The organism is Segatella sp., from assembly GCF_977051555.1.
In genome coordinates this window covers 1-12,671 of record NZ_CDRSSE010000068.1, presented here as the reverse complement: position 1 = coordinate 12,671, position 12,671 = coordinate 1, and the positions used below count along the sequence as shown (strand labels likewise).

The 12,671-nt window shown below is 47.2% G+C and carries 9 protein-coding genes; 6 read left to right on the top strand and 3 right to left on the bottom strand.

Annotation, left to right across the window (positions count from 1 at the left end; genetic code table 11):
* On the top strand, nt 1-212 hold a 212-nt coding region (locus ACWJAO_RS12625; RefSeq protein ID WP_449140514.1), incomplete at its 5' end, for a hypothetical protein.
* 59 nt (nt 213-271) lie between these two features.
* The gene (locus ACWJAO_RS12620; RefSeq protein ID WP_449140513.1) at nt 272-1,255 is read left to right on the top strand and encodes a cation diffusion facilitator family transporter; all 984 of its coding nucleotides are present in this window, start codon (nt 272-274) and stop codon (nt 1,253-1,255) included.
* Nucleotides 1,256-1,349: 94 nt separating this feature from the next.
* Here the strand turns inward: ACWJAO_RS12620 and ACWJAO_RS12615 are convergent, their stop codons facing one another.
* Nucleotides 1,350-3,407, bottom strand: a complete 2,058-nt coding sequence (locus ACWJAO_RS12615) for a TonB-dependent receptor plug domain-containing protein (RefSeq protein WP_449140512.1) — start codon at nt 3,405-3,407, stop codon at nt 1,350-1,352.
* Between the two features lie 381 nt (nt 3,408-3,788).
* On the opposite strand from ACWJAO_RS12615, the gene ACWJAO_RS12610 reads away from it, so the two are divergent.
* From ACWJAO_RS12610 to aat, 4 genes are all read left to right on the top strand, one after another.
* Nucleotides 3,789-4,295, top strand: coding sequence for a flavin reductase family protein (locus ACWJAO_RS12610; RefSeq protein ID WP_449140511.1), 507 nt, complete (start codon nt 3,789-3,791; stop codon nt 4,293-4,295).
* Nucleotides 4,296-4,305: 10 nt separating this feature from the next.
* On the top strand, nt 4,306-4,608 hold the full coding sequence (locus ACWJAO_RS12605; RefSeq protein WP_337536849.1) for an ATP-dependent Clp protease adaptor ClpS: 303 nt from the start codon (nt 4,306-4,308) through the stop codon (nt 4,606-4,608).
* A 110-nt stretch (nt 4,609-4,718) separates the two neighbouring features.
* Entirely contained in the window at nt 4,719-6,953 is a 2,235-nt protein-coding gene (locus ACWJAO_RS12600) for an AAA family ATPase (RefSeq protein ID WP_449140516.1), read from the top strand.
* 53 nt (nt 6,954-7,006) lie between these two features.
* Complete coding sequence (gene aat, locus ACWJAO_RS12595) at nt 7,007-7,672, top strand: leucyl/phenylalanyl-tRNA--protein transferase (protein WP_449140510.1); 666 nt, start codon at nt 7,007-7,009, stop codon at nt 7,670-7,672.
* A gap of 111 nt (nt 7,673-7,783) precedes the next feature.
* On the opposite strand, the gene pafA is transcribed toward aat, so the two are convergent.
* On the bottom strand, nt 7,784-9,394 hold the full coding sequence (pafA, locus tag ACWJAO_RS12590; protein WP_449140509.1) for an alkaline phosphatase PafA: 1,611 nt from the start codon (nt 9,392-9,394) through the stop codon (nt 7,784-7,786).
* A gap of 81 nt (nt 9,395-9,475) precedes the next feature.
* Complete coding sequence (locus ACWJAO_RS12585; protein ID WP_449140515.1) at nt 9,476-11,446, bottom strand: heavy metal translocating P-type ATPase; 1,971 nt, start codon at nt 11,444-11,446, stop codon at nt 9,476-9,478.
* Nucleotides 11,447-12,671: the final 1,225 nt, after the last annotated feature.

The window sequence follows — 12,671 nt, the reverse complement described above, 5'->3', positions numbered from 1 at the left end:
AGCAAGTTGTGCGCCCTTACGTTCGGGCTACGCCCTCTCTACAGGGCGCACAACTCTATCTGCTTGCAAAGGTAATCATTTTCCATCAGTTTTCCACCTTTCTGTGTCTACTTTTTGAGGGGCAGCACTATTCGTTATACTTTTTTAATCTCTCTTTTTATCTGCTTTCAGAAAAAAGATGTACTTTTGCCGCTCAATTCATGAAAGACTGAAATTTGGTTATACAAAAACATTATTAAGGAAGCAAAGGACTTCTGTTATATTTTATAGTATGGACAAGAATGAGAGAAAGAATAACGGGCAGGAGACGCCCGCTGAAGCGAATAAGGATCATTCCGCTGATGCGAATAGAGTAAAGGAAGTATATAAGGTGACGATAGCGGGAAGCATCATCAATGTGGTGCTGCTCGTACTGAAGTTTGCTGCAGGTATCCTCGGACATTCGGCAGCTATGATAGCGGATGCCATCCACTCGCTTACCGATTTCGCCACCGATGTGGTGGTACTGGTATTCGTAAAACTGGGCAATAAGCCGATGGACAAGGACCATGATTATGGTCATGGCAAATACGAGACGCTTGCCACAGCCATCATCGGCATCTCGCTCTTTGTGGTGGGAGTGATGATCTGCTATTCGGGTGTTACCAAGACCTATCGTGCCATCTGCGGCGAAACACTCCAGCAGCCGGGCATTGTTGCCTTGCTGGCAGCCATCTTGAGCATCGTGATGAAGGAGTGGGCTTATCAGTTTACGGTAAAAGCCGGAAAGAAATATCATTCTGAGGCTGTGGTGGCGAATGCATGGCATCATCGCAGCGATGCTTTATCGAGTATCGGAACGATGTTCGGTATAGGTGGCGCCATCATCCTGGGAGAAAAATGGGCGGTGCTCGATCCGCTGGCTGCCATCGTGGTGAGTGCCTTCATTATCAAGGCTGCCTGGGGACTGGTGATGCAGTCTGTGAAAGAACTGACGGATGCCAGTCTTCCAGAAACGGAGGAAGATGAAATTCTGAAGATTGCGAACGAAGAGAAGGGTGTAGGAGAGATTCATAACCTGCTAACCCGTCGCATCGGAAACAAGATTGCGATAGAAATGCACGTCCGCATGCCGGGTTCTCTTTCGCTTTATGAGGCGCATGAGCATGCTACTCATATCGAAACGAAACTGAAGCAGCATTTCGGTGCAGATACCCATGTGGGAATTCATCTCGAACCGATTAAAGTGAACGGAAAATATCAGAAACCGGAATAACTGAAATAAAAGGAAATAGCCGGAATAAAAGGAAACGAGCCTTGACGGAAGGAAGAAACCTCCATCAAGGCTCGTTTTATTTATTGGCAGTTTATTACCAGCCGAGATTTATGCTGGCTCCTGCCATAATCCACAAACCTGGCTGCTTAACGGCAGTAAGGTCGTAGTAGCGGTGGCAAGTGATATTGTCGGCCTTTACGAAGATATTGTATTTCTTCTCGTCCCACATCAGTTTGCAATCCACCTTGGTGTATGGATGATAGCCATTCATTCTCTGCTGCCATCTTACACTCCACGAAGCTGAAAGCTTGCTCCAAATCTGATGATCCAGTCCGAATACAGCCTTGTGCTTGAGATACTCCAATGCATAGAGCGATCTCAGGATGTTGGTCTCGGTCTTATGATCCTGATAAATGTAAGCATAACCCAACTTGATGCGGGTAATGAAACTGTTTGGTACCAACTCTCTCATGTAGATAGTAGCATCTACGTTGTAGCCCATGTTGTTGAGCTTTCCGATATTCATCACGTGATACTTATGGTCAGCCAAATCCGTTTCAGAAGTCTGAACCCAGTCAATCATGTTGGTGCCGTGCGCATAGAATCCGCTTACGGTTGCTGCAAAACCAGTCTGGCGATATTGGGTTCCTATCTTGAAGGTTGAATTCTTCTCAGGGCTCAGGTTGATATCGCCTTGCTGCACAACATTACTTATGTATAAGTCGGTGTAGGTAGGCATTCTCAAAGCCTTGTTCCAGGAAACGTAGAACTTCCAGTTGTCGTTAGGACGATAACTCATATCCACACCAGGATAGAAGCGGAAGTCGTTGTCCAAACCGGTATTCTTGTTTGCCAAGACACCAGCCGACAAGGTGAAACCGCCGAAGATGAAGTTGTGCTCCAGCATGATGTTGGTATTGGTGCGCTCATCCTTTCGGGTATATTGACGGTCAGAACCAGAGATGTCTTTGTAGTCTTTCTCTGCGAGTTCTTCGCCCAATGCAGTAGAGTAGATGCACTCCTTGCTGATGTCGAAACCGACTGCCGTCTTGCCCAATGCCCAAGCCACGTTGGCATTCAGTCCACCACCATATACATCAAGGTCGTGATAGTTCTCGCCTGCCTTGGCTCCAGCCATACCGCGAATCAACTGATAGTGGTCCTTGAAATTGTTATAATAGAATTGAGGTGCAATCTCCCAGGTCTTCTCCTGGTTATGCAGACTCAGGTTGAGAGAAGCCAGACCATGGTCAGTCTTCTCATATTGGTTGTTGTATTTGGCGCTGTAGAAAGTGTTGGCACCATAGCTCTGGCTAGCAATGCCCAACTGGGCGATGATGTCGAAGCGCTGGTCGTAAGAGAAAGAGAGATTGCCGTAGCCCTGTCCCTTCTCGAAGTCGCTGTTCTCCGTGCCGCCATCCGAGCGCTTGTAACCTCCGCTTAGGGAATAAGCCTGAGTCCACTTGCCTGTTTCAAAAGCCGTCTGAATACGTCCCTGTGCTCCGAAACTTCCAAAGCTTCCGCCTTCTACACTTGCAGATCCCCCCTCTCTCTTTGCCTTCTTGGTTACGATGTTGATGGCACCGTTGAAGGCTGATGTTCCGAATACGCGCGATGCTGCCCCCTCGAGCACTTCGATGTGGTCGATGTCGGCAAGAGCTACAGGAAAATCAGAAGCATTGTGACCAGTCTGTGGATTGGAAATGTTGACGCCATTCAAGAGAATGGTAATCTGGTCAAAGGTTCCACCATTGATGGAGATATCCGTCTGAACACCAAAGCCACCACGCTGACGGACATCCACGCCGGTAGCTAATTTCAATACATCGTTGATAGTCTGCGCAGCCGCACGATGAATATCGTCGCGGGTAATGACAGACACAATCTTAGGTGACTGCTCTACAGTCATCGGCGCACGAGATCCGGTAACGCTCACCGCATCTAGCTCGTAAGCCTTTCCGCCCTTGTAGAGGGTAGAATCAACCTTGGCTCCCTCTGTGCTTACGCCTGCTGCCTTAGCATGGCTCAGGGTAGCAACGCTGAGTGCACCAACAAGTACCTCTCTTCCCAAAACTGCGAAGAGCGAGTAATTCTTGTTAGAGAATCGGTTGAACTTCAAGCTGTTGCGCTTGTTGAAAATTGTTTTGTACATTAAATTAAATGTTTATAAATGAATAATAAATCGAAGCCTTCCGCCTTCCCGGCTTTCGGCATTCGGGGTGCAAAGGTACTGCCTTTTGGGCAATTGACAAAATAAAATGTGAATTATTTTTTAATCTGCCGATGCAAAGTTAATGCAAATCAAGGTCGGTTTCCCACCTTGCAAATCGTATTCAATTCAGCCTCCTCGTGGCATAAAAAAGTATTAATTAGGCATAATCCTCAATAGGGTGATGCGATTTTCTTAAAGAAACATTCGCTTTTTCAGATTATTCTTGTATCTTTGCAGTTGATATGGGCAGCATTCTGCAAACGGAATACTGCTGTCGCAATTTTATAGTAATTAGAAATTAAAAAGAAAGGAACAGATAAGATGGAAAAGATCAACGTAAAAGAACTGAATGATAATGTCTTCGAGACTATTGGTAAGGAGTGGATGCTGGTTTGCGCCGGCAATAAGGATAAGTTCAATATGATGACCGCCTCTTGGGGCTGCCTGGGATGGCTTTGGAATAAGCCGGTGGCTGTGGTCTTTATCCGTCCGGAGCGTTTCACCCACGGCATTATTGAGGAGAATGAATTCATGACCCTCTCTTTCCTCGGCAACAGCGAGGAGGCTCGGAAGATTTATAACTTCTGCGGTTCTAAGAGCGGACGCGATTTGGATAAGGCGAAGGAAACAGGACTGATTCCTGTAGAAACCGATAACGGCAGCATCGCATTCGAGCAGAGTAGACTTACCCTGGAATGTCGCAAACTCTATAAGGACAATATGACAGCAGAGAAGTTCCTCGATAAGGACCTGCTCCAGTGGTATGGTGCCAAGGGTGGATTCCACGATGTTTATGTTGTGGAGATTACCAATGCTTATAAAAAGTAAGGATTAAAATATGGCTCAAGAACAAACAGCAATTCGTGAACGCCAGAAAACCAGGCTCAAGGAGCCGGGGCGTTACGTGGTAATGATGTTCAACGACGACTTTACACCGATGGACTTCGTGGTGGAAATCCTCGAAACCATCTTCTTCAAGTCGCAGGCTGAGGCAGAAGCAATCATGCTCAAGGTTCACCACGAAGAGAAAGCCGTGGTGGGCACCTACAGCTATGACATCGCCAAGAGTAAAGTGGAGAAAGCTATGGAGAAAGCCCGTACGCAGAAGTTTCCGCTTAAACTCACTTATATGCCTGAATAGGCGTTGATTTCGGGGAAATATCCCCAATATATGCTAAGAAAAAGAAAGGAAAGAATAGAATGGACAGTATGGGATTGACCCGATATATGAGTGTTCTGATGGATGATGCGATGAAGCAGGCACGGTTCTTCGACCACGAGTTCGTGATGCCCGAGCACATGCTTCTGGCGCTGCTCAGGCAGTATGCATTCTGTCAGGCGCTGCAGGAGGAAGGCGTAGATAGCCTTAGAATGCACGAAGACTTGGTGGGATGGCTCGCCAAGCAGGAGCGTGTGCCTAATACCGTCAAGTATCTGCCAGAGCCGTCGTCGCTCTTCAAGACCATGTTTGGGACGGCATGCGCCCTGGCTGCTGCTGCCGACAGACAGCTGGTGAATGTGCCTCATTTCGTGCAGGCGATGTTTGGCTTGCAGAATTCTGAAGCCGCCTTCCTGCTCTGCAAGAATGTGGGCGACCGCCAGGGCGAGTTCCTGGCGAGCGTTGACAGTTACTATCCTATTGGAGAGGATACTGGAGAGGCTGGCATGGGCATGGGAGCAGACTTTGATGATGACGATTATGCAAACGATTATGACGATGAGGAGGAAGAAGACAGAAGACAGGCTGTGCAGGATTGGCATCAGCTGGTTACCTGCATCTCTGACAAGGTAGAAGAGCACAATCCGCTCATCGGAAGAGAGCAGGAACTGGACAGAACCATCCAGGTGCTCTGCCGTGCAGAGAAGAATAATCCGCTCCACATCGGAGAAGCCGGAGTCGGCAAGACGGCTTTGGTCTATGGTCTCGCCAAACTCATCAACGAAAATCAGGTGCCTGAACGCCTCAAGGGGGCTCGCATCTATGGCATGGATATGGGACAGATGCTTGCCGGTGCCCAATATCGCGGCGACTTCGAGAAACGCATCAAGATGGTGATGGAGGGAGCTGTGAAGGAAGGCAATACCATCATCTACATCGATGAGATTCATAATATGATAGGTGCCGGTCGTGGCTCTGATGGCGGACCTGATGCATCCAATATGCTGAAGCAATATCTGGAGGCAGGCGATATCCGTTTCATCGGTTCTACCACCTACGAGGAATATAACCGTTACATGGCTCAGAGCAAGGGCATTGTACGCCGCTTCCAGCAGATAGATATCAAGGAACCTACCGAGGAGGAGACTATCAAGATATTGGAGGGTTTGCAGTATAAATACAATAAGTTCCACAACGTAACCTATCGCAAGGACGCCCTGGAATATGCCGTCCGTGCCAGCGCCAAATATATCAGCAACCGCTGTCTGCCAGACAAGGCCATCGACCTGATGGATGAAGCGGGTGCTTATCTGGAGGTGCATCCGGTGGAATATCGCCAGCGTTCTTACGTAACCAAGTCAGTCATCCAGCAGATTCTGATTAAGGTCTGCAAGATTGATGCGGCTGCGATGAAAGATGAAAGCAACGATGCTTTGGCTACGCTTCGCCAGCGTATACTCGACAAGATTTACGGTCAGGATAAGGCTGTAGATAAGGTAGTTGAGGCCGTGATGATGGCGAAGGCGGGATTGACAGATGATGACAAACCATTGGCTTCGCTCCTCTTCGTGGGACCTACCGGAGTAGGAAAAACCGAGGTGGCACGACAGTTGGCAAAGGAACTCGGCATCGAACTGGTACGCTTCGATATGAGTGAATACACCGAGAAGCATACTGTGGCAAAACTTATCGGTTCGCCAGCCGGATACGTGGGTTATGAGGATGGAGGACTTCTGACCGATGCCATCCGCAAGACGCCAAACTGTGTACTTCTGCTCGACGAGATAGAGAAGGCGCATAGCGATATCTACAATATCCTGCTCCAGGTAATGGACTATGCCCGTCTGACCGACAATAAGGGTCAGAAGGCTGATTTCCGTAACGTGATTCTCATCATGACCTCAAATGCCGGAGCACAATATGCCTCACGGGCTAGCGTAGGTTTCAATGGAAACGTAAGTCGTGGCGAAGCGATGCTGGCACAGGTGAAGAAGACTTTCAAGCCTGAGTTTATCAACCGACTTTCCGACATGGTGGTGTTCAGCGATATGGATAAGCACATGGCAGAGCTGATTCTTGCCAAGAAACTTCGTCAGCTCGATGCGAAACTGGCAGCAAAGGGAGTTACCGTAATGTTAACCGATGCTGCACGCGAACAGCTGCTGAAATGGGGCTTTACCAAGGAATATGGTGCCCGCGAGATGGACCGTGTCATCGGCAACCGCCTGAAACCGATCCTGATGAAGGCGCTGCTCTTCGGCAAACTCAAGAAGGGTGGCAAGGCTACGGTTGACTTCGATGGCAAGAATTTAGTGACGAGGGAATAGGTTTAAATTCTTGACTTAGAAATATTTGGCAAGTATAAAATTAGATAGAAATAATGGTTTTAGAAATAGATGATACTGCAGACGAGATTTACTTTCCCGATCCGCATTATGGCGATGATGATGGATGCTTTGCGATTGGTGGCGACTTGAGTATCGACCGCCTGCTGCTGGCTTACAGCAACGGCATCTTTCCCTGGTATAGTTTCCGCGACCAGCCGGAGATACTCTGGTTCTGTCCGATGAAACGCTTCGTCATCTTCCCTGATGAAATCCACATCAGCCATTCCATGCGTACCCTGATGAGAAAAGGCAGATACAGTATTGGAATCAACGAAGATTTCGATGGCGTGATACGGGGATGCAGCAAGACCAACGGACGATATTGGGAAGACGGTGCATGGCTGGGCGAGAACATCATCCAGGCATTTACTGCTCTCCATAAGCAGGGCTTTGCGGCGAGCGTAGAGGTATGGGATAATGAAACCGATGAACTGGTGGGTGGACTTTATGGTGTCACCATCGGCAAGGTTTTTATCGGAGAGAGCATGTTCTCCAGGGTTCCGTCAGCTTCTAAGATTGCCCTCATCTTCCTTGCCAGATACTTGCAGGAGCATGGTGGCAAGATGATAGACTGTCAGTTGGAGACTCCTCATCTCAAATCGATGGGTGGCAGATATATTTCTTACGAGGAATATATGAAGATTATGAACGAAGAATAAGAGATGTTCTTCTCGGAATAGAAGAACATCTTCTTTTGAATAAAAAATAAAGGCTAGGTTCCCGATTCAGGAAAACCTAGCCTTTGTTATTATCTGGCCTTTTGCTTTTTATTAGAATATCGGAGTGCCTATGCAGCCGTTAGGTGCCTGAATATGCAGCATCGCACAAACGGTAGCAGCAATATCTGTCATATAGTGTGGCTGGGCACTCTCGCCGTGCTGGATGCCCCAGCCCATAAACAGGCAAGGGATATGGATATCGTATGGATTCCATGCGCCGTGGGTGGTTCCCTTGCTGCTGTAATAGTCGTAGTGACCTGGTTTCAGAACAATCTGAACACCTCCGCTGCGCTCGCGGTTGTAACCGTTGATGGCACGGAACTTCAACTCTTCAGGGATGCTCTCGATAGAGGTCTTCTCCATGTCGAAGGCATAGTGCACGTCCTTGTTCTTCTTCAGTCTGTCTACTACCACCTGCTTGATGGCTGCGTAATCCAGACCGAGTTCTTCGATGATGTCTGTATTGAAGAATACCTGATAGTTCATAATGGTCTTTACTAGGTCCTTGTCGGTGTTGAACTTTGTCTTCAGACTCTTGTTCAATTCATCTACCAATCCCTTCTTGTTCCAGATGCCGGCAGGGATTCGCTGATCCTGCAGGAAGGTAGCGTTGTTTACGCCTCCATGGTCGGCTGTGAGGAAGGTGAGATAATTTCCCTTACCTATGGTCTGGTCGAGATAAGCGAAGAAATCTGCCAAAGCCTTATCTAATCTAAGATAGCAATCCTCTGTTTCGATAGCGTTTACGCCCACCTGATGACCGATGTAATCGGTGCTGGAACAGCTTATAGTCAGCAGGTCTGTATCTGTGTTTCTACCCAGATTTTCTCCCTCAATGGCAGCCTTGGCAATATCGAAAGTCAGGTTGCAGCCGAATGGGGTGCTGCGGAGAATCTTGTAACCATGCTTCTTGTATAGGGCAGGCAAGTCGAGTGGCAATACAGCCTTTTCGCCTTCAACAATTCCATTCTCATAGTTGTTGTCATCGCTGGTGCTCTCCTTGTAGGAATCGATAGGGTAGAGCGTCTCCCATTTCTTGGAAAGATACTTGTTAGGCAGTTTCTGCTTGTTGAACTTGTTCACCCACTCAGGCAACTTATCCATATAGAAAGTACTGGTGATGAACTTGCCCGACTTGTCATCAAACCAGAAAGCGCCATTGGCGTGATGGCCAGCAGGGAGGATGGATGCTCTGTCTTTCAAGGCTACACCAATCACCTTAGAGCGGTTGTTGGTAGCCAGACGGAGTTCATCGCCGATGGTGGTTACCCACAGATTGCGAGGCGACATCTTGCCAGCCTTGCTGTCAGAACCTACCGGGGTGACGGTATCGTCGGCAGTACAATACACAACCTTTCCATCTTTCACGAAGTTATTTCCTGCAATTCCGTGGATGGAAGGAACGGAACCGGTCCAGATAGAAGAGTGGCCAATGGCTGTAACCGAAGGAATGTAAGGAATCTTGCAGTTTTCTACGCTGAATCCTTCTCCGAGCATTCTCTTGAATCCGCCTTCGCCGTAGCGGGCGTAGTAGCGATAGAGATAATCCCATCGCATCTGGTCGATAACGATGCCTACAACGAGCTTAGGGCGTTGAGGCTGAGCCTGTGCAATGCCGCAGAAGCAGCAGAGCACGAAGATGAGTTTGATAATCTTATTCATAGTCAAAATGTCTTTTTTATACATAACCATTCAGTATTGTATATTACAATTCGGTTGCAAAGATACAACTTATTTTGGTATTTAACGATAAAAAAGACGATTTTTACCCAAACTTCTCATGGCGTTCAATACAGCCAGTACCGTAACACCTACATCGGCAAATACTGCCATCCACATGGTTCCGAGACCAATGGTGGCGAGAATCAGGACGGCAACCTTTACTCCGATGGCAAATATTACGTTCTCGTGAGCGATATGAATGGTTCTTCTGGCTATCTTTACGGCAAGGGCAATCTTTCTAGGGTCATCATCCATCAGTACTACATCGGCAGCTTCGATGGCTGCATCGCTACCCAGTCCGCCCATGGCAATGCCCACATCGGCACGCTTCAATACAGGGGCATCGTTGATGCCATCGCCTACATAAGCGAGCGTCTTGCCTGCCGTTTTTGTCTTCAGCAGTTGTTCTACATGTGAAACCTTATCGGTTGGCAGCAGTTCGGTACGGCACTCGTCCAGTCCCAGTTTGTGGGCAACATCTTCTCCCACTTCTCTGCGGTCGCCCGTCAGCATTACCGTTTTCTCTACTCCCAGTTCTTTCAGTTCTCTGATGGCATGGGCGCTTCCTCCCTTAAGGGTGTCGTTGATCACAATATGTCCCGCATACTTGCCATCAATGGCGACGTGGATGATGGTTCCCACCTGGTTGCAGTCGTGCCATTTTGCGCCGATGCTTTCCATCATTTTCTTATTGCCCACGCAAACCACCTTTCCGTTCACTTTGGCTCGGATACCCTGTCCGGCAATCTCCTCTACATCGGTTACCTCGCAACCATCCGTTGCTTCTTGCGGGAAGGCAGTACGCAGGGCTGCTCCGATAGGGTGGGTAGTGAAATGCTCGGCATGAGCCGCCAGATGCAGCAGAATCTTCTCCTTGTCAGAATATTCGCCAATATGCACGTTATCTGCATCGTGGGATGGATGGTCTGGGCAGGAATCATCTGCATGAACAGCTGCCACGGCAAACTCTCCGTGGGTCAGAGTTCCGGTCTTGTCAAATACAACGGTTCCCACCTTAGCGAGAGCATCCATATAGTTGCTGCCCTTGATGAGAATACCGTTCCGTGATGCTCCGCCGATGCCGCCAAAGAAGGTGAGGGGCACGCTGATGACCAGGGCGCAAGGACAGGAAACTACCAGGAATATCAGGGCGCGGTTGAGCCATAATGGGAAGTTCTCGCCAAAGGTTCCTTCACCTACGATTCCTGTTGCTGCCAGGAATGGAGGAATAACCGCTAGGGCAATGGCTGCGAAAACAACGATAGGAGTATAGACTCGAGCGAAACGGGTGATGAAGGCCTCGCTCTTCGACTTGTTCTTGTCGGCACTTTCTACCAGAGCAATAATCTTGGATACGGTACTCTCGCCAAAACTCTTGGTGGTGCGTACACGGACTACTCCTGAAAGGTTGATGCAACCGGACATGATAGTATCGCCTTCGTTCAAATCCCGTGGCATACTTTCGCCCGTCAGGGCAATGGTATTCAAGGCTGAACTTCCTTCAACAACAACGCCATCCAATGGAACTTTCTCTCCAGGACGTATTACAATCGTTTCTCCAATCTTTACATCTTCAGGAGAAACGGACTCTACCTTTCCGTTTCTCTCAACATTCGCTACATCCGGTCGGATATTCATCAGATGAGAAATACTGTCGCGGCTCTTTCCTTCCGCATATCCTTCGAAGAGTTCGCCCACCTGAAAGAAGAGCATCACAAAGACAGCCTCCGGAAATTCTGTATCTGATCCTGGGAAGAATCCGATGCAAAGTGCTCCGATGGTAGCAATAGCCATCAGGAAGTTTTCGTTAAACATATCGCCCTTGGCAATACCTTCTGCAGCTTCGCCCAGCGTCTCGTGTCCTATTAATAAATAAGGAATGAGATAGACGAGGAGCAACTGCCAGGTAGCCAGATCGTATTCCTTTTCTATGAAAACTGCGATGATCAGGAGGATGATGGTAGCTCCTATCAGAAAGAGCTTGGATTTCAAGCTGCCTTCTTCATGGTGGTGATGGCAACCGCAACCCTGGTGCTCATGTTCTTCTGTGGAGCATGAGCAGCCATGATGATGTTCATGCTGATGTTCGTGAGAATCTTCACAATGGCATTCATGATGATGTTCGTGAGAATGTTTCATTTCTTCCATAATTTTGCAATACTTTTAGTTCTATATAATCCGGAACATTCAGTTCCTTTTTCTTTTTCGGTTGCAAAATTACGAAAAGGTTTCTGCAACTTGGTTGCAAAAGTCCAAATCGCCCTCTTAATTTATTTCTTACGCATAAAGTTTTTTTTGAGAAAAAAGTATCAAAGTCTCATTATTAGGTGGAAATATTCTTGTAAGGTATTGATATGTAATAACATATAAAAAATGATACTTCCTAATATTTTTACAAAAAGTATCATAGAAGTATCATAAAAACGGGAGAAGTATCATGAAAACGGCGTTGGGTTGATGTAAAAGACTAAAAAAGTGTCTATTATTTCAGTCTTTTAGAGTCAGTAACGTCTATTATTTCAGTTTTTAGTATCAGTAGTAGTGTCTACTTTTCTAGTTTATAAAGTAAAAAAGTGTCTGTATGGAATATGAGAAGGGCAACTCTAGATATGGCCATCTATTAAGGTCGTCAACTAAAAATATGACTAAGTTTCAGGAAAGTCAACGTGAATTATAAATAAGTTTTAACTGAGTCAACTCGTCTTACAAATAAAACTAAAAGTGGTCAACTAAAATCGTTAAACCACACAGGAAAAGTCATATATGCTTTTGCCCAGGTTTACCCAAGTTCTTGGGCATCTTTGCCCAGCTATGTAGGGCGTGGTTGCCCAAGGCTTTGGGCATGACTACCCGTCGTTTTGGTCACGCATACCCGTGTACGTGGTCATCCGTACCCGTGTACGTGGGTTTGAGTGACTATGTTCGTGGGCATAGTTGATGCATTTTGTTCGATGATTGGTGCATTTTCGTTCGATATTTCGCCTGTTTCGTATGATGCTTGCCTGTTTTTTATGATACTTCTCCCGATTTTATGATACTTCGATGATACTTCTCTGGCTTTTTGATGAAAAGTATCATTCTTATCAATAGTTACCTCAGTTCGGGATAACGAGCTCTATCTAAAGGCTTTATAATGTTTTTATATAAGGGACACAGAGGCTTGGCAACCATCTATATATCTTGGATGGTTGCTGAGACAAAATCCTCATGTAAAATA